This window comes from Nocardia carnea, assembly GCF_029868855.1.
Classification (GTDB): Bacteria; Actinomycetota; Actinomycetes; order Mycobacteriales; family Mycobacteriaceae; genus Nocardia; species Nocardia carnea_A.
This window is the reverse complement of record NZ_JARWOV010000087.1, coordinates 1-18897: the sequence shown is the minus strand read 5'-3', so window position 1 is coordinate 18897 and position 18897 is coordinate 1. Positions and strand designations below refer to the sequence as shown.

Below are 18897 nucleotides of genomic sequence, written 5' to 3'. Positions count from 1 at the left end.
CTCCTCCCCGCGGGCCCCCCCCCCCCCCCCCCCCCCCCCCCCCCCCCGGGCCCCCCCCCCCCCGCCCGCCCGGCGCTCCCCGGGGGGGGGGGGGGGGGGGGGGGGGGGGGGCCCCCCCCCCCCCCCCCCCCCCGCGCGACGGTCCTCAGCTCAGCTGGTAGCGGATCGGCAGGTGCTTGAGCCCGCCGACGAACGTTGTTGCGATCAACTCCGGCTCGCCGGCCAGTTCGGCCGATTTCAGCCGTGGCAGCAGCTCGGCGAAGAACTTCCCGACCTCCATCCGGGCCAGCGCCGCACCCAGGCAGAAATGGACACCGAACCCGAAGGCCACATGCTTATTGGGTTCGCGGTGGATATCGAACCGGAACGGGTCGTCGAAAATATCCTCGTCGCGATTGGCCGACGCATAGGACAGCAGCAGCGACTCGCCTTCCGCGATCGGCACGCCGTTGACCTCCGCGTCCTGCGCCGCCGTGCGCATGAACGCTTTCACCGGAGTGACCCAGCGGATCATCTCCTCGGTGGCCCGGGGCATCAGGCCCAGGTCGGCGGCCAGTTCTTCGCGCTGTGCGGAATGTTCGATCAGAGCCCGCATTCCGCCGGCGATCGTGGCGCTGGTGGTGTCGTGCCCGGCGGTGGCGATGATCGCGTAGTAGGACATGGTCTCGATATCGGACAGTGGTTCACCGTCGATGGTCGCGTTGGCGATGGCCGAGGCGAGATCGTCGGTCGGGTTCGCCCGCCGGGAATCGGTCAATGTCTTGAAGTAGGCGAACATTTCCGCCAGCGCCGTCATCGTCTCGGTCTCCGACATCGTGCGCTTGTACTCGTCGTCGTCGCTGCCGATCAGTTCCTGCGTGAGTCTGAGCATCAGCGGGAAATCGGCTTCGGGGACACCGAGCAGCGACATGATCACGTACAGCGGGTAATTGACCGCGACCTCCTGGACGAAATCGCATTCCCCGCCCGCCTCACGCATGTGATCGACATAGCGCACGGCGAGCTGTTCGATCCGCTCCCCCATGGCGCGCATGGATTTCGGGCTGAACCAGTCCGCGGCGATCGCCCGCACGATCCGGTGCTGGGGATCGTCCATGTGGATCAGCGTCTTGATGCCGACCGCGGCCTGCATCTCGTCGGAGGCGGCGGGCATCAGCACGGGCCGCGGCCAGTTGGTGAAGACCCGGTTCGCCCGTTCGACGGCCATCACGTCGGCGTGTTTGGTGATCGCCCAGAACGGTTTGTAGGGGGGTACGTCCACCAGCGACACCGGCGCATTCGCCCGCAGCGAACTCAGTGCGGTGTGCAATCGGGCCTCATCGGCGTAGGCGGCCGGGTCCGCAAGTACCTTCGCGGCGTCGTCGACGATCGGCATGATCATATGCGGTTCTTCCGTTCCGTGTCTTCGTGTTACTCCTGGTCGGACCCGTCGCCCAGGGGCCGGCCCGGCGCGTTGTGTCGCCCACCAGAGTGATTTATAGTCAGCCTTACTGTCAAGCATTCTATAAGTCGTACCGGGCATTGGAGCGGTGGTAGTCATGTCCTCTGAACAACGCAAGATCGTCGTCGTCGGCGCCGGATCGGGTATCGGCGCGGCGACCGCCGAGCACTACCACCGGCAGGGCGATTTCGTCCTGGCGGTGGATCTCCGCCCGAACGACACCCCGGCTTCCCGGCACGAACAGTGCGATCTGCGCGATGGCGCGGCGATCGACGGGCTACTGGAACGCATCGGCCCGGACTGGGACGTGCTGGCCTACGTTGCGGGCGTGCCCGGCACCGCACCGGCCCACGATGTGCTCGCGGTGAACTACCTCGGTATGCGATTGGTGACGGAGGGGATGCTGCCGCGACTGCGTGAGGGCGGCGCGATCGTGACCGTGGCGTCGGTCGCGGCACTCGGCTGGCAGCAGCGGCTCGACGAACTCGCCGGCCTCCTCGACGCGACCGATCCGGCGGCCGTCCGGGCCTGGCAGGACACCCAGGATCCCGCCTACCCGGTGTACAGCACCTCGAAGCAGGCCGCGATCATCCACGCCAAACGCCTGGCACCGGCGGCGTGGCAGAAGTACGGGGTGCGGATCAACACGGTGAGCCCCGGCCCCACCGAGACGCCGATACTCACCGATTTCGAGACCAGCATGGGCAAGGATGTCCTCGATATGGTCAAGGCCACGGTGGGACGGCACGCGAGCGTTGACGATATCGTCCCGGTGATCGCCTTCCTGGCTTCGCCGGCCGCGCGCTGGATCAACGGCCAGGACGTGCACGTAGACGGCGGCTTCGTGGCGCCGATGGCGGCGGGTGCGCCTATCCACCTCTGATATCGGCGCCGGAACGCGCCGCCCGCAGAGAACCTTCGGCAGGCGACACGTTCCGGACCCATCGCCGACCGATGCGGAAAGCCCTCAACCACAGGAGATTGCCGATGCAGATGAAGCCTTTTACTGTATGCATTACAGTAAGTTGACTAACGCGGTCCGCAAGGTCCCGACAACGCTAGAGGTGGAGCTGTGAACAGCCCTGTTCAGGACGAATCGACACCGGCCGGGGACGCCCTCGACCTACGTGACCCCTACCCGTACTTCGCCGCCCGGCGCGCCGAGAGCGGGGTTTCGCACGGGACGGTGATGGACTATTCGAAAACCCCGGAATCGCTGCGGCCCAAGGACAGCTATTCAGCGTTCTCCTACGACGCGGTCAATGCCGCCCTGCGCAACAGTCAGGTGTTCAGCACCGCCCTCTACGATTCCACGATCGGCGTGTTCATGGGACCGACCATCCTGGCGATGAACGGCGCCCGGCACAAAGCGCACCGGGGCCTGGTCTCGGCGGCGTTCAAACCGCAATCGCTGCTCACCTGGGAACCCGAAATCGTCCGGCCGATCTGCGACGCGCTCATCGACGAATTCGCCGAGCGCGACCATGCCGACCTGGTCCGCGAGTTCACCTTCGAATTCCCGACCCGCGTCATCGCCCGGCTCCTCGGACTGCCCGAGGAGGACCTGCCGTTCTTCCGCAAGGCGGCGGTGTCCATCATCAGTTACGCCGGGAACGTGGGGCGCGCACTGGAGGCGTCGAATGAACTGCAGGAGTATTTCCTCGGGCATATCGAACAGCGCCGCAGCAACCCCACCGGCGATATCATCAGCGATCTGGTGACCGCCGAGATCGACGGCGAGAAACTCACCGACGAGGCGATCTACTCGTTCCTGCGGCTGCTGTTACCGGCCGGCCTGGAAACCACCTACCGGTCCTCCGGCAATCTGCTCTACCTGCTGCTGAAGCATCCGGACCAATTCGCGGCCGTGCAGGCCGATCGCCGCCTGCTCACCCCGGCCATCGAGGAGGGGTTGCGCTACGAAACCCCACTCACCCTCGTACAACGGTATGTCACCGAGGACACCGAACTGGACGGCGTCGCGATCCCCCGGGGCGCGGTCCTCGATCTGTGCCTGGGCTCGGCCAACCGGGACGAGAACCGCTGGGAACGCTCGGAGGAATTCGATATCCACCGCCGCCGCATCCCGCACATCAGTTTCACCGCGGGCGCCCATACCTGCCTCGGCCTGCACCTGGCGCGGATGGAGACCCGGGTCGCATTGGACCGCCTGCTCACCCGCCTGACCGGGTTCGAGCTGAAAGATGAGGGCGACCCGCATATTTTCGGCCAGCCGTTCCGCTCGCCGAATGTGCTCCCGGTGACCTTCGATGCCGTCGCCTGAGCCACAACGCAACCCACTGCGGAAGGAGCCGACCATGGCCGGCCGGTACCTGTTCGACCTGTCGGGGCGCTCGGCGCTGGTCACCGGCGCCGCCGGGGGCATCGGTGCCGCGGTCGCCGCGGCACTGGCCGCCCACGGCGCGGCGGTGCTGGTCACCGATATCGATCCGGCGGCCGCCGCGGTCACCGCCGAGAAGATCACCGCGGACGGCGGGCGCGCGGTCGCCGCGGGTCTCGATGTCCGGGATGCCGGGGCCGCTGCGGCGGCGGCCGCAGCCGCCGCCGAACTGGCCGGTGGGACAGTGCATATCGTGGTCAACAACGCCGGGGTGACCGAACCCGCGATGTTCGCGAACACCACCGAGGAATCGGTGCTGAAGATGCTCGATATCCACCTCCTGGGGGCTTTCCGGTGCGCGCGAGCCGCACTGGACTATCTGCCCACCGACGGCACCGGCCGGATCATCAACGTCACCTCGTCGGCCGGGCTGGTCGGCACACTCGGACAGGTGAACTACTCGGCCGCCAAATCCGGGATCGTGGGTATGACGAAATCGCTGGCCAAGGAACTGGCCCGCAAACAGATCACGGTCAATGCGCTCGCACCGGCCGCCGCGACGCCGATGACCGCCACCATCCGCACCAACCCCCAGTTCGCCGAACAGATGCTGGCCCGGATTCCCATGCGGCGCTGGGCCGAACCCGAAGAAGTTGCCGGGGCCTTCGTCTTCCTCGCCTCCGACGCCGCCTCCTTCGTGACCGGTCAGATCCTGCCGGTCGACGGCGGCCTGGTGATGTGATGGCGGCGGAGTCCGTTCTCGGTCCGCTCAGCGGGGTCACCGTCGTATCGCTGGAACAAGCGGTATCCGCCCCGATGTGCACCCGGGTCCTCGCCGATTTCGGGGCGCGGGTGATCAAGGTCGAGAATCCGCGCGGTGGCGATTTCGCCCGCGAATACGACCAGGTGGTGCACGGGCTCGCCGCGCATTTCGTCTGGGCCAATCGCGGCAAGGAATCGGTCGCGCTGAACATCAAGGACCCGGACGGCGCCGCGGCCCTGCATCGCCTGCTCGACAGCGCGGATGTATTCGTTTCCAATCTGGCCCCCGGGGCGGTCACCGCGCTCGGCTTCGGCACGGAAGAGCTGGCCGCCCGGCATCCGGGCCTGATCTCGATGTCGATCGACGGCTACGGCGCGGGCGGCACGCTCTCCCATAAGCGGGCCTACGACCTGCTGATACAAGCCGAATCCGGCGCCTGCGCGGTCACCGGCCGGCCCGGCTCGCCGGCCAAACCCGGCCCGCCGATCGCCGATGTCTCCACGGGGATCTACGCGGCGCTGTCGATCGTGACGATGCTCTACGCCCGCGACGCTCCCGGCCGGGCGGCCCCAGGCCCCACCTCCGCTTCGGTGAGCTTGTTCGACACGATGGCAGAGCTGATGGGCTATGCGCTGACCTGGTCTCGCCACACCGGAGTCGACCAGGAACCGATCGGGATGGGGTCACCGGCGGTCGCGCCCTATGGTGCGTACCCCACCCGCGACGGGCAGATCGTGGTCCTCGGCACGACAAACGACCGGGAATGGCAACGCCTGGCCGGCGAGCTGCTCGCCCGTCCCGATCTGGCCCGTGACCCCCGGTTCGCGTCCAACGCCGGCCGGGTCGAACACCGCGCGGAGCTCGACGCGGCGATCGCGCAGTGGTGCGCCGGTCAAGATCTGGACATTATCCAGCGGCAGGCGGACGCGGCCGGTATCGGCAACGCACGGTACAACACCCCGACCGAAGTCCTCACCCATCCCCATCTGACGCAGCGGCAGCGCTGGCGTCCTGTCGAGACGCCCGCCGGTGCGGTGACCGCACTGCTGCCGCCGCCGATCCTCGCCGGCTACGACCCGCCGATGGGCGCGATCCCCGCACTCGGCCAGCACACCGACACGGTGCTGGCCGACGCCGGATTAGACACCGGCACCCTCGCCGCACTGCGCGATCGAGGTGCGATTGGCCCCGCGGTTCCCGCCGGGCCGGTAGTGGAAAGGACCGTATCGTGACCGATGAGCCTGTTCTGCTCAGTCAACAGACCGGGCGGGTGCGAACGCTGACGTTCAACCGGCCGCACCGGAAGAACGCGATCACCCGCGCAATGTGGTCTGCGCTGCGCGACGAACTTCGTGACGTCACCTACGGCGGCGAGGTCGGTGCGGTCGTCCTCACCGGTGCGGGCGGATCCTTCTGTTCCGGCGCCGATATCGCCGACGCCTCCGGGATGGACGAGTTTCCCGATCCCGCCACGGAGATCCGCGCGATCAACGAGGCGGTGCTGCAGTTGCACGACCTGCCGGTGCCGACGATCGCGAAGGTGCGCGGTGTCGCGGTCGGCGCCGGCTGGAACCTCGCCCTCGGCTGCGATTTCGTGGCCGCCACCCCGGAAGCGAAGTTCTGCCAGATCTTCACCCGCCGTGCCCTCTCGCTGGACTGCGGCGGCTCCTGGCTGCTGCCCAAATTGATCGGACTCCAGCAGGCCAAACGGCTCGCCATGTTCGCCGACACCATCGATGCCACGGAGGCCCGGTCGCTCGGCCTGGTCACCTGGGTACAGCCCGAGGACAGCATCGACGATTTCGTCGACAACGCGGCGGCCCGGCTGGCGGCCGGACCGCCTACCGCACTCGCGCAAACCAAGTCCCTGCTGAATGACGGTGCCGACCGCACCATGCGGGAAGCGCTGCTCGGCGAAGGTCACGCACAGCGAATCAACTTGACCTGCCCCGATGTCCTCGAGGCGTTCGCGGCGTTCAGCGAGAAGCGCGAGCCGGTGTACACCACCGGGCGTGGTGCGGGTGCCGGACAGGTCCGGAAGAAATGAGATCCGATGTGAACCGAAAAGCAACCGGAGTAAGGCGCCGACGGCGGGAACGTGGCTCGCTGAATCCCGAGGACATCATCGACGGTGCCTTCGAACTCGCCGAACAGGTATCGATCGACGGATTGAGCATGCCGATGCTGGGCAAACACCTCGATGTGGGGGTCACCAGTATCTACTGGTATTTCCGTAAGAAGGACGATCTGCTCAACGCCATGACCGACCGGGCGCTGAGCCGGCACGTCTTCGACACCCCGTTCATCGATCCCGCCAATTGGCGTGACTCGCTGACCCAGCATGCCCGGACCATGCGCTACGCCTTCCTCGGCAACCCGATCCTGTGCGATCTGGTGCTCATCCGGTCCTCGCTGAGCCCGCCGGCCGCCCGCCTCGGCGCCCGCGGAATGGAACATGCGGTGGCGGCGCTGGTCCAAGCGGGACTGACCGTCGATCAGGCATTCGACACCTATTCGGCAGTGAACCTGCACATCCGGGGTTCGGTGGTATTGCAACGGCTCTACGACAAGAACTCCGAACTCGGCGATTCGGCCCGCGCCTATTACGAGGAGATCCGGATCGATCCGGAGAAGACCCCGCTGCTGTCCCAGGCGATGTCGAAGGGCCGCAAATCGGGCGCACCGGACGAACACAACTTCGAATACGGCCTACAGTGCATCCTCGAACACGTGAGCGGGTTGATCGACGCCAACCGGTAAGCACATCGGCTCGTACAACAGCCCGCAACAGGGAAACCTGTTGCGGGCCGTACGCCTTTGCCGCTCAGGAGATATCGGGCTCGGGGACGTGGAAGTGTTCGTCGCGCAATCGGAAAGCCTCCCGGGTGCCGTGTTCGGCACGGGTTTTGACGAAGTTGAACTCGCCCTCGGCGAACTGGAGGTTGGTGCCGAAGGCGTGGAACAGGTAGCCGGCGACTTCTTCCCCCTGGTACGCCTGGCTCTGTTCGACCAGCCGGAACGCCTCCTTCGCGATGACCACGCCGTCGGCGGGCATTTTCGCCGCCTTCTCGGCCCAGTAGCGGGCACGGGCGGTGGCCGCGGCCGGCTCGCAGGTCTCGGTGAACACCCCGAGGTGTTCGACCTCGCCGGCCGAGAGGATATCGCCGGTCAGCAGCATCCGCCGGGCGAGTACCGGGCCGAGCCGGTGGAAGAACAGGTGCAGGCTGCCCAGGGCCGGTCCGAGGAAGCGGGTGGCCGGCATGCCGATCCGGGTGTCGCGGGCGATCACCGAGATATCGGTCATCAACGCCATCTCGAACCCGCCGCCCAGCGCGTAACCGCTGATCTCGCCCACGGTGACCTTCGGAAAGCCCATGAGGTTGTGGTAGAAGCCGAACGACTTCCGATCCACGGTCAGCCGGCGGCGCTGGCTCGGCCGGCTTTTCGCCGGTTTGCCGCTGCCCGCGCGTTCGCCGTACCAGCCGTAGGCGTTGTTCATATCGGCGCCGGTGCTGAACACTCCCTCGGTGCCGCGCAACAGGACGACGGTGATGTCGTCGTCTTCGGCCGCGCGGTCCAGGAGCCGGGCCAGCTCGTCACGCATGGCCGCGTTGTAGGAATTGCGCCGCGCGGGATTGTCGAGTGTGATGGTGACTATCCGGCCACCGGGGTCCACGTCGTAGTGCACTCGGCCGTCTGCGGCGCTGGAGTCGGTCATCAGGGGTCCTCTTCTCTTCACAGGTGCGGTACCGTCCGCAGATCAGTCGGGCATGCGGCGGCGGCCGAAGCGAGTACCCGTCAGTTTCGCCGCGGCGGCCGCGACGGTCTCGACCTCTGCCGTGCACAGCAGGGTGTCCTCGCGCAGCAGCCGGGCCGCCGACCGAATTCCGGACTCGTCCACGACACGATCGATCTCGAAACGCAACTCCACCAGCAGCGGGGTCGGCCGGCGGTAGGTGATGGTCATCGAACGGGTTTTCCCGGTGACGCCGACAGCGCAGCTGTGGTGCTGGACCACCGCGTCGAAGAACACGCCGAGGAAGCCGCCGTGCACGAGACCGGGCGGGCCCTCGTGCACCAGGGGAAAGGCGATCCGGCCGGCAGCGCGTTCGGGGCCGAGCAGGTCGAAACGATACTCGGGAAAGCAAGGGTTGTAGGCGCCGATATCGAAGGCGTGGTCCAGGTAGACGCGCTGGGTATCGCTCGCCTCCGGCCCGACCCGCGGTGCGGGGTCCGGCGGTGCCGCGACGGCCAGTTCCCGCTCCCATCGCTCGAGGTTTTCGATCATGGTGCCGACTGCCGGGTGGGGCTGCTCGAGGGAAATCAGCAATCCGGCGATCCGGCGCAAAGCACCGGCCGCGGCCACCGTCTGGGTGAGCGGTTGTTCGCCGAAGCGCAGGGGCGCCGTCGCGTCGGAGTCGGATATGTCGTTCGCGGCCATCGAAACCTTGCTTTCGTCGCCGACAGGTCTGCACAAACCTTGGCAGAAGATCAACGGTATTGTCTACTGTATCTATATCAGTATGCATCCGAGTCCCCCGGCCGCCAAGGAGGGAACCATGCCGTTCGACACGATCGACTACACGGTCGACGGACACACGGCCACCATCACGCTGAATCGGCCCGACGCACTCAATGCGCTCAGCCCGCAGATGATCACCGAACTGCGTACCGCCTACGACGAGGCCGAGAACGACGACCGGGTGTGGTTGCTCATCGTCACCGGCGCGGGCCGCGCGTTCTGCACGGGCGCCGACGTCAAGGCCATCCCCGGTGACGGCAAGGTGATCAACGAACGGCCGTATCTGTCGACCTACGAACAGTGGGAGGCACCCCAGGAGGGCACACCCCCGTTCCGGACCATGACCAAACCGGTGCTCACCGCGGTCAACGGCGTCTGCTGCGGCGCCGGCCTGGACTGGGTGACCACCGGCGATATCGTCATCGCCTCGGACCGGGCCACTTTCTTCGACCCGCACGTCAGTATCGGTCTGGTCGCCGGACGCGAGGTCGTGCGCCTGGCCCGGGTACTGCCGCGCACGGTCGCGCTGCGAATGGCGTTGATGGGTAAACACGAGCGGATGAGTGCCCAGCGTGCCTACGAACTGGGGATGGTCACCGAGGTCGTCGAACACGTCCGGCTGCTCGAACGCGCCCACGAGATCGCGGAAATCGTCAACTCCAATGCGCCGCTGGCTGTCCGAGGCACCCGGCTGGCGATCGTGAAAGGGCTGAATATCCCGCTGCACGAGGCCGAGATCCTCGCCGAATCCTTCCGGGAACGCGTCACCCGCACCGCGGACGCGCTCGAGGGTCCCAAGGCGTTCATCGATAAGCGCGCGCCCGATTGGCAATGCCGTTAACCCTTCCCACAGCAGCAGCCAAGGGATTCTCGACTCGGACAGCACCATCCACACCCTCGGAAGGAGGTGGACAGTGTCTTACATCGTCAGCGTCGGCACGGTCGGGATCTACCGTGGCCAGAATCGCTCTGGCGGCGTTCCGGTCACGATCTGCGGTGTACCCGCCGGCGCAGCGGTTGCGGAAACCCGCATAGGGCAGGTGATACCTGGGGTCGGTGGTGGTCGCGGTGGTAGCCACGCCCCAGTCGATACCGATTGCCCCAGTTGCCTCGGGCAACCGTGCGGCCTCGCGACAGACCACGAACGACGCAGAAAGCCACCCCTTCGAAAGCCCAATGGTCTGCTGAATTCTCCGCACCCCGATACCTCTTACTACCCACCCTGTGGACCCGCTCCTACGTCGTCAACTACGACGCAACCATGGAGGTCGTAAAACGTCATGTCGAGAACCACCAGAATGTGTGAAACCGATTCCTCCCCACGATTGAAGCAAGAGGCCTCCTCGGGGAGTGTCCGATGAGCCCCGTGCTGCCGAGCCCCGAGTTCATAACCATTCTGCTCGACATCGACCCGGCCGACCGGGTCGCGACAATTACCTTGAATCGCGCCGAACGCCTGAACGCGTTCAACCGGGCCATGTGCGAGGAAGTCGAACGTGCCTGGCGCATCATCAAACTCGACGACTCGGTGCATGCGGTCGTTATCCGCGCGGCAGGCGACCGGGCATTCAGCGCCGGACTCGATGTCAAATCGGACTACGGGCAACCGGCCAATGTCTGGCATCACGAGGATCCCGGTGAATTGCTCAGCCCCAAATGGCAGAAGATGTGGAAGCCGGTGGTGTGCGCGGTGCACGGGATGTGCACCGCGGGGGCGTTCTACTTCGTCAACGAATCCGATGTCGTGATCTGCTCGGAAGAGGCGACCTTCTTCGACTCGCACGTTTCCGCCGGCCTGGTCTCGGCGCTGGAACCGGTCGGGCTCATGCGCCGGATCGGGCTCGGGGACACATTGCGGATGGCGCTGATGGGCAATGACGAACGGGTCTCGGCACAGACCGCGCTGCGGATCGGGCTGGTGTCGGAGGTCGTCGCCCGTGAACACCTGTGGGCCCGGGCCCACAGCATCGCTGCCACCATCGCTGCCAAACCCCCCGCCGCCACCCAGGGCACGGTCAAAGCGATCTGGGAATCACTCGACAAACCCTACCGGGCGGCGCTCGACCACGGACTCATCTACACCCGGCTCGGCAATCCGATCGGCAAGTCCGAACTGGCCGCCGGGTCGCCCACCGCGACCGAACCGAGGATCCGCTGATGACCGATACCGCAGTACACACGCACCCGCTGAGCCGGCGGATAGCCCATGTGCTGGCCTTGCAACCGGATTCACCCGCACTGGAATTCGACGAGCATTGGTATTCGTGGGGACGAATCGGTGGGCTCGCCCAGCGCATCGGGTCGAGCATCGGATCGGATCAGGGGCCGCGTCCGGTCGGGATTCTCCTGCGGAACCGGCCCGAGCACGTGGCCGCGCTCCTGGCGGTACTGCTCGCCGGCGATGCGGTGGTGGTGATCAACCCGTCGCGTGGGGACGACCGGACTCGCGACGATATCGCCGCCTTACAACTGCCGCTGCTCATCGGCGCGCCCGGCGACCTCGATGCGCTGGTGGTACCGGCACCGGAGACCACGGTCGTCTCGATCCAGGGTCCGGACGCGCTGCCGGAGGTCCGGAATACCGCGACCACGCAGAACACCGAAGCAGCGCGGCCGGGGGTGGCTGTCCGCATGTTGACCAGCGGCACCACCGGACCGCCGAAACGGGTGGATATCAGCTACGACATGCTGGCCCGCAGCGTCATGGGGACCGATCCGGCAGCGGCCGACGCCCCGGCGCGGCCCCGTCACGGGGTCGCCGTGGTCAACGCACCATTGGTGCACATCGGCGGTGTCTTCCGGGTGCTGCAGTGCGTCACGGAGGCCCGGCCGTTCGTCCTGCTGCCCCGGTTCGAACTGAAATCCTGGGTGCGCGCGGTGCGTGCGCACCGGCCGGGCGCGGTCTCACTGGTACCGGCGGCGTTGCGGACGGTGCTGCATTCGGAACTGCGCCGCGAGGACCTCGCCGGAATCCGCGTCGTCACCTCCGGGACGGCACCGCTGTCGGCCGACGACGCCGACGCCTTCTACGAGAAATTCGGCATCCCGGTGCTGACCTCGTACGCCGCCACCGAATTCGGCGGTGGGGTGGCCGGCTGGACGCTGCCCGATCACGTACGGTACTGGACGGCGAAGCGCGGCAGTGTGGGCCGGGCAACGGGCGGCGCCCGGCTGCGGGTGGTCGACGAGCACGGCACGGTGCTCGGCGCCGACGAGGCAGGGTTGCTCGAGGTGATCCCGGGACAGCTCGGACCGGGAGCGGACTGGGTCCGCACCACGGATCTGGCACGGATCGATGCCGACGGGTTCCTGTGGATCCTGGGCCGCGCGGACCAGGCGATCATCCGCGGCGGTTTCAAGATCATGCCCGACGATGTGCGGGGCGCCCTGGAAAGCCATCCGGCGGTGCGCGGCGCCGCGGTGGTCGGCCGGCCGGACCCCCGGCTCGGTGAGACCCCGGTGGCGATGGTCGAACTGCATCCGGATGCGGACGCCGCGCCCGGCACGTTGACCACCTTCCTACAGACTCGGCTGGCGCGCTACGAGATTCCGACGGAATTGGTTGTGGTGGAGTCGATTCCCCGCACTCCTTCGGGCAAGCCCGATCTCCGCGCGGTGCGCCGGCATTTGGAAACCGCCGCGTCGCGGCACGCACAAGTTGCCCCGAGCGGCAATGCGACCGTTCTCCCGGCGCACGACGCGCCCGCCCACTCCACCGGGGACAAGTCCCCCGGCCCGACCGACCACGAGACTGATGACCAAACCGGGCCCGTGGTCGCCGACCATGCCTTCTCCGTGCACAACCAGGCCGGCCAACCGGCTACCGGATACGCCGATCCCACCCGACAACGGCAGGTCGACCGCGACGGGGGCGACCGTGCCGGCCGATAACGACACCCTCGCCCCACTGCTTCACCGGCAGGCGAGCATCCGTGGCCGGCACCCGCTGCTGATCTGTGATCACGAGCGCCTCGGCTACGCCGAAGCGCAGACTCGTTCCGCTCGGCTCGCCCGCGGGCTGATCGCAGTAGGCGCCGGTAGGGGCACGCATATCGGATTGCTGTACCCGAACGGGGCGGATTTCGTGATCGCCGCGTTTGCCGCCGCCCGGATCGGGGCCGTGGTGGTACCTTTCTCCACCTTCGCCACCACGAGTGAACTGACCAGGCAGCTCGTCGACAGCGATATCCGGATACTGCTGTCGATCGACGGCCATCGCGGGCACGACTACGTGGCCCGGCTGGCCGAGGTGTTATCCGGCGCGTTCGATGGGACGGCCTCGCGCGTGCGGGACCGGCTACTGTGCCCGGCCGTCCCGCAACTGCGCCATCTCGCAATAGGCCACCGCTCCGGAGCCGGACCGCGCGGTATCGGCGAACTCGAGGTGCGCGCCCCCCCCCGCGGGGGGGGCCGCCGCACCCCGGGGGGAGCGGGAGGGGGCCCCGCCCCGCCGCGGGGGGTGATATAAAACACCCGGGGGGCCCCCCCCCCCCCCGGGGGGCGCCGACCTCCTCACCGCGATGGAACAGGAAGTCGCCGCCGCCGATCCGCTGTCGATCATCTACACCTCCGGTTCGACCAGCGCACCGAAGGGTGTCGTACACACCCACGGCGCGCTACTGGGCCATCAGCGCAACCTCAACGAGATCCGCCGCCTCACCGCGGAGGACCGGCTGTTCTGCAATTCGCCGTTCTTCTGGATCGGTGGCTTCGGTTTCGCGCTGCTGGCGACCCTGCTGTCCGGTGCGACACTGGTGTGTTCCGACGCCACCGACGCGAGCGCCACCCTCGATCTACTGGAAGCCGAGAAGCCCACGGTCACCAACGGTTTCGCGGCCGGCATCGCGCACCTGGCCCGGCACCCGAGCTTCGCCGCCCGCGATCTGTCCTCGATGCGCCGCGGCAACCTCTACGCGATCATGCCCGCCGACGCGCGACCCACCGACCCGGAGCTGCGGCACAATATGCTCGGGATGACCGAGGCGGGCAGCGTGGTCCTGCTCAGCGGCGACAACTCCGATCAGCCGGAACACCGGCGCGGTTCGTTCGGCGAACCCGCACCCGGATTCGATACCCGCGTGGTCGACACCGACACCGGCACCGACGCCACGACCGGCGAACTGTACATCCGCGGACCGTACATGATGCAGGGCTACCACGGCCGCAGCCGAGAGGACTGTTTCGACACCGACGGCTGGTTCCATACCGGTGATCTGGTGCGCGTGGACGACGACGGGTACTTCTACTTCCTCGGCAGACGCGGTGCCATGATCAAAACCGCGGGCGCCAATGTTTCGCCGGTCGAGGTGGAGATGGCTATCGCAAAGGTCAGCGGCACACCCGCGCATGTGCTCGGCCTGCCCGACCCCGACCGTGGGCAGATCGTGGCCGCCGTACTCGTCACCCCGGCCGCCACCGTCGACGACACCGCGCTGCGCGAAAGCCTCCGGCGAGAACTGTCGGCCTACAAGGTCCCCCGGCGATTCGCCGCCCTGCGGCCCGGCGACGTGCCGCTGCTACCCGGCGGCAAAGTGGACATCCAGCGACTGCGAAAGATCTTCGATGCCTGAGCACACCGCGGCGACCGAAACCATCGATACCCTGCTGCGCCTGCATGCCACCGAGCGTGGAAACCATCCGGCGGTGATCGACCGGCACACCCGCACCACCTACGCCGACCTCGACGCCACCACCCGCCGGCTGGCCGCCGCGTTCGTGGCCGCCGGAATCACCAAGGGCACCCGGGTGGGGCTGGTAGCCCCAAACAGTGTCGGCTGGGTGCGGGCCGCGCTCGCACTCACCAGGATCGGCGCGGTGCTGGTGCCGATGAGCACATTGCTGAAACCACCGGAACTGATCGCCCAACTACGCGCCGCCGCCGTGGAAGTACTGATCACCACTGTCGAATTCCGCGGCCACCGTTACCTCGACGGACTCCGTTCCGTCCTCGGCGAAGCAATCGACACCACGCCGATCCATCACCCTGAATTGCCGGGGCTCCGGCACATATTCACTGCCGAAGCCGCCACCGAACCGCTCGGGGAAGCTTTCCTCGCCGAGCTCACCCTCGAGTCTGCGGACAGTCGATACGCCTCTTCGCGGGTACTCTCCGACGTTCGGCCTGCGCCCGGAGATGACGATATCGCCGGCGCCCCTGCGCAGCTCACGGTGACACTGGCGGCGAGCGCGGTCGCCGAGGCACTCGCCGCCACCCTCCGCCCGGCCGACCCGATGCTCATCATGTTCACCTCCGGCAGCCGTGGCCTGCCCAAAGGTGTGATCCACTCGCACGGTAACGCGCTGGCCGCCGTGCGCTCGGGACTCACCGCCCGCTGTATCGACGCCGAGACCCGGCTCTATCTGCCGATGCCGTTCTTCTGGGTCGGCGGCTTCGGCGGTGGCATCCTTTCCGCGCTCGCGGCGGGCGCCACCCTGGTCACCGAGGAGATACCGCGGCCGGAATCGACCCTGGAGTTGCTCGAACGCGAACGGGTCACCCTGTTCCGGGGGTGGCCAGACCAGGCCGAAGCCCTCGCCCGCCGGGCGGAAACCCTCGGGACCGATCTGTCCGCGCTGCGACCCGGCAGCCTCGAAGCGTTGCTACCGCCCGGGCAGCGGGCGCGGCCCGGCGCCCGGGCGAACCTGTTCGGTATGACCGAATCCTTCGGCCCCTATTGCGGCTATCCCGCGGATACCGATATGCCCGAATCCGCGCACGGTAGCTGCGGCCGGCCGTTCGACGGAATGCAGGTGCGCATCGCCGATCCCTCGGGTGATCCGGTGCCCGCGGGCACCATCGGGGAGATCCAGCTGCGCGGACCGCATATGCTGCGCGGAATCTGCGGCCGCGCCCGCGAGGATCTGTTCACTTCCGACGGCTACTACCCCACCGGCGACCTCGGGCATCTCGACACCGCGGGCTTCCTCTTCTATCACGGCCGGCGCGACGATATGTTCAAGGTCAACGGCGCGACCGTCTACCCCGGTGAAGTCGAAAAAGCGCTGCGTTCGCTGGACGGCGTCACCGGAGCTTTCGTCACCGATATCGACCGCGGCGACGCCGCCCGGGTGGCCGCGGCCGTGATCGTCACGGGCAGCCCGGGCGTCGATCGGCTGCGCGCCGCGACCAAGAAGATCCTGAGTTCGTTCAAGGTGCCCTCCACCTGGCTGCTGCTCGACTCCGACGCCGAGATCCCGCGCGGCACAACGGGCAAGGTGGATCTCGCCGCGCTGCGAAAGTTGCTGTCCGACCGCGGTGTAGAGGCCGGCACCGCGACCGGGCGCCCGCACTGAACACTTCTCCCCCGGTACCGCATACGGCACCGCAATCGACCCGCGCACCCGGAACAGGATGCATTCGACGACAACTCGACAAGGACCGACCATGACCTCCACCCAGGCAATCGGCGATCTACTCGACCACATCGGTTTCCGCAAGGAACCGGACGAATCAGGTGCGGTGACCTGGGAACTGCCCGTGGCTCCCCACGTTGTCAACACCTCGGGCGGCCTGCAAGGCGGTCTCGTCGCCACCCTCGTCGATATCGCCGCCGGCACACTGGCGTTGGACAGTCTGCCGGCCGGTGGCGTGGTGACCTCGGACCTGACCGTCCGCTATTTCCGCGCTGTCACCACCAGTACGGCCCGCGCGGTATCCACCATCGTCCATTCCGGAAAACGCTCGATCGTCGTGCAGGTCGAGGTGCGGAACATGCCCGAGAACCACCTCGCCGCACTCGCCACAGTGAGCTTCGCGATCGTCGGGTACAACACGCGATAGCAACCCTCCGGCCTGGCCCGGCAGGCCGGAGTACCGCTCTCCCCCGGGTACGCCCGGCAGGCGTGGAGTCAGCTCGAATCGCTGCCACCACCGCCGCAGCCGGGCGCCCGTTCGATCAGCTTTCCGGGCAAAGGGCGGCAACGGCGGCCGGTAGAACAACATCAGCTGCCCGATACCGGCCACCAGGCCCACCCCGGCAGCAACGACCAGACCCGGCCGGCCGCCGAAATCGGCCGGCCCGAACAGGAGCCGGTCGATGCTGAACCGGCCCGCACCCACCAACGCCACCACGAGGGCCGCGACGGCGAGGACCAGGTTGTATTCCCAGCCGTTGCGTACGATGAAGAAGCCGTTACCGCGGTGCACCGTCCAGCCGGCCACCAGCATGAGCGCGACGAAACCGGCCGCGGCCACGGGGGTGAGCAGGCCCAGCGCCAGTGCCAGCCCGAACCCTGATTCACTACCGGCCGCGATCCGCGCATGCCACCGTCCCGGTTTCATACCCATACCGTCGAACCACGATGCCGTACCCGACAGGCCGCCCGGTGCGGCGATTTTGTTGTAGCCGTGGGCGGCCATGGTCAGTCCGAGACACAGTCGCAGGACCAGCAGGCCGAGGTCATATGCGTTCATGGCACTCCGTCGCGAGATACTGTCGTGTCGGTACCGGATGTAATCACTCTTCCCGTATCAGATACCGTTGCAGTTACAGTAGTGTAGATCCGCGGATTCGCGCCGCGGATCCGTGAACGCGCAGACGACACCGGCGCACACTGCCGGTACGAGGAGACCCGTTATGACCAGCGAAACCGCAGCCGAACCGGTCACCGAGGAGGACTTCCGGGAAATTCTCGCCCAGACCCGCAGCTTCGTCCGCGACGTGGTCATGAAACGCGAACGCGATATCGCCGAGCAGGACCGGATACCCGCCGAGATCGTCGAACAGGCCAAGGCCATGGGCCTGTACGGCTACGCCGTTCCGCAGGAATGGGGCGGACTGGGCCTGGATCTCACCCAAGACGTGGAACTGGCCATGGAGCTCGGCTACACCACGCTCGCGCTGCGGTCGCAGTTCGGCACCAACAACGGTATCGCCGGACAGGTGCTGGTCGGTTTCGGCACCGGCGAACAGAAAGCACGCTGGCTCGACCCCATCGCCTCCGGCGCTGTGGTGGCCTCGTTCGCCCTCACCGAATCCGGGGCCGGATCCAACCCGGCCTCGCTACGGACCACCGCACGACGCGACGGCCCGGACTGGGTGCTCGACGGCGAGAAGCGGTTCATCACCAACGCCCCTGTCGCGAACCTGTTCGTGGTGTTCGCCCGCACCCGCCCCGCCGACGAGCAGGGCGCGGGAATCGCCGTCTTCCTCGTTCCCGCCGACTCTCCCGGCGTCGAGGTGGGGCCGAAGGACCGCAAGATGGGGCAGGAGGGCGCCTGGACCGCGGAGATCCGCTTCCAGGATGTCCGCGTCGGCCCCGGCGCGCTGGTCGGCGGCAGCGAGGACATCGGCTACCGCGCGGCCATGACCTCGCTGGCCCGCGGCCGGGTCCATATCGCCGCGCTCGCCGTCGGCGCCGCCCAGCGCGCCCTCGACGAATCGGTCGCCTACGCCGCGACCGCCACCCAGGGCGGCACCGCGATCGGCGAATTCCAGCTCGTCCAAGCCATGCTCGCGGATATGCAAACCGGGGTGATGGCCGGCCGCGCGCTGGTGCGCGATGCCGCGCGGCGCTGGGCCACCGGAGAGGACCGGCGCACCGCACCGTCGGTCGCGAAATTGTTCTGCACCGAAATGGTGGGCAAGGTCGCCGATCTCGCGGTCCAGGTGCACGGTGGTACCGGATATATGCGCGATGTTCCGGTCGAGCGGATCTACCGCGATGTCCGGCTCTTGCGACTCTACGAAGGCACCAGCGAAATCCAGCGCTTGATCATCGGCGGTGGCCTGGTCAAGAATGCCCGGCGACAGGGCACACAGCCGGCCTCATCCCCCGGCCCCGGCCCCCCCCCCGCCACGCGCCGCCCGCGCCGCCCCGGCGACCCCAAG

General features: G+C 67.5%; 14 protein-coding genes and 3 pseudogenes. 13 read left to right on the top strand and 4 right to left on the bottom strand.

What is annotated here, in order from left to right:
• Positions 1-145 precede the first annotated feature (145 nt).
• Complete coding sequence (locus QH195_RS08110) at positions 146-1381, bottom strand: cytochrome P450 (RefSeq protein ID WP_280434924.1); 1236 nt, start codon at positions 1379-1381, stop codon at positions 146-148.
• Positions 1382-1538: 157 nt separating this feature from the next.
• On the opposite strand from QH195_RS08110, the gene QH195_RS08105 reads away from it, so the two are divergent.
• The 6 genes from QH195_RS08105 (at position 1539) to QH195_RS08080 (ending at position 7305) form a co-directional block, all read left to right on the top strand.
• The gene (locus QH195_RS08105; protein ID WP_280434923.1) at positions 1539-2324 is read left to right on the top strand and encodes a coniferyl-alcohol dehydrogenase; all 786 of its coding nucleotides are present in this window, start codon (positions 1539-1541) and stop codon (positions 2322-2324) included.
• 189 nt (positions 2325-2513) lie between these two features.
• A complete protein-coding gene (locus QH195_RS08100) occupies positions 2514-3725 on the top strand; it encodes a cytochrome P450 (protein ID WP_280434922.1) in 1212 nt (403 codons plus the stop codon).
• A 34-nt stretch (positions 3726-3759) separates the two neighbouring features.
• Complete coding sequence (locus tag QH195_RS08095; RefSeq protein WP_280434921.1) at positions 3760-4524, top strand: SDR family NAD(P)-dependent oxidoreductase; 765 nt, start codon at positions 3760-3762, stop codon at positions 4522-4524.
• Complete coding sequence (locus tag QH195_RS08090; protein WP_280434920.1) at positions 4524-5777, top strand: CaiB/BaiF CoA transferase family protein; 1254 nt, start codon at positions 4524-4526, stop codon at positions 5775-5777. The genes QH195_RS08095 and QH195_RS08090 overlap by 1 nt, the downstream gene beginning before the upstream one ends.
• Positions 5774-6592, top strand: coding sequence for an enoyl-CoA hydratase/isomerase family protein (locus QH195_RS08085; RefSeq protein WP_280434919.1), 819 nt, complete (start codon positions 5774-5776; stop codon positions 6590-6592). Before QH195_RS08090 ends, QH195_RS08085 begins: the two co-directional genes overlap by 4 nt.
• A complete protein-coding gene (locus QH195_RS08080) occupies positions 6589-7305 on the top strand; it encodes a TetR/AcrR family transcriptional regulator (protein ID WP_432278277.1) in 717 nt (238 codons plus the stop codon). The genes QH195_RS08085 and QH195_RS08080 overlap by 4 nt, the downstream gene beginning before the upstream one ends.
• A 64-nt stretch (positions 7306-7369) precedes the next feature.
• On the opposite strand, the gene QH195_RS08075 is transcribed toward QH195_RS08080, so the two are convergent.
• The gene (locus QH195_RS08075; RefSeq protein ID WP_280421291.1) at positions 7370-8263 is read right to left on the bottom strand and encodes an enoyl-CoA hydratase/isomerase family protein; all 894 of its coding nucleotides are present in this window, start codon (positions 8261-8263) and stop codon (positions 7370-7372) included.
• Between the two features lie 42 nt (positions 8264-8305).
• A complete protein-coding gene (locus tag QH195_RS08070) occupies positions 8306-8986 on the bottom strand; it encodes a hypothetical protein (protein ID WP_280421292.1) in 681 nt (226 codons plus the stop codon).
• 118 nt (positions 8987-9104) lie between these two features.
• Here QH195_RS08070 and QH195_RS08065 point away from each other — a divergent pair, with 118 nt between their 5' ends.
• The 6 genes and pseudogenes from QH195_RS08065 (at position 9105) to QH195_RS35175 (ending at position 16847) form a co-directional block, all read left to right on the top strand.
• A complete protein-coding gene (locus QH195_RS08065; protein WP_280434925.1) occupies positions 9105-9908 on the top strand; it encodes an enoyl-CoA hydratase/isomerase family protein in 804 nt (267 codons plus the stop codon).
• A gap of 516 nt (positions 9909-10424) precedes the next feature.
• Positions 10425-11225, top strand: a complete 801-nt coding sequence (locus QH195_RS08060) for an enoyl-CoA hydratase/isomerase family protein (RefSeq protein WP_280434918.1) — start codon at positions 10425-10427, stop codon at positions 11223-11225.
• Positions 11225-12703: pseudogene (locus tag QH195_RS08055) on the top strand (class I adenylate-forming enzyme family protein); the annotation flags it as partial. The gene QH195_RS08060 and the pseudogene QH195_RS08055, both read left to right, overlap by 1 nt.
• A 241-nt stretch (positions 12704-12944) precedes the next feature.
• Positions 12945-14637: pseudogene (locus tag QH195_RS35180) on the top strand (class I adenylate-forming enzyme family protein).
• The gene (locus QH195_RS08040) at positions 14630-16360 is read left to right on the top strand and encodes a class I adenylate-forming enzyme family protein (RefSeq protein WP_280434917.1); all 1731 of its coding nucleotides are present in this window, start codon (positions 14630-14632) and stop codon (positions 16358-16360) included. Before QH195_RS35180 ends, QH195_RS08040 begins: the two are co-directional and overlap by 8 nt.
• A 58-nt stretch (positions 16361-16418) precedes the next feature.
• Positions 16419-16847 carry a PaaI family thioesterase gene (locus tag QH195_RS35175; RefSeq protein WP_432278310.1) on the top strand — a complete coding sequence of 143 codons (429 nt, stop codon included), beginning with the start codon at positions 16419-16421 and terminating at the stop codon, positions 16845-16847.
• Between the two features lie 141 nt (positions 16848-16988).
• Here QH195_RS35175 and QH195_RS08035 read toward each other — a convergent pair.
• Positions 16989-17480, bottom strand: a pseudogene (locus QH195_RS08035) (DoxX family protein); the annotation flags it as partial.
• A gap of 163 nt (positions 17481-17643) precedes the next feature.
• Between QH195_RS08035 and QH195_RS08030 the strand changes: the two are divergent.
• The coding region (locus tag QH195_RS08030; RefSeq protein ID WP_280434916.1) for an acyl-CoA dehydrogenase family protein at positions 17644-18897 on the top strand (1254 nt) is incomplete at its 3' end.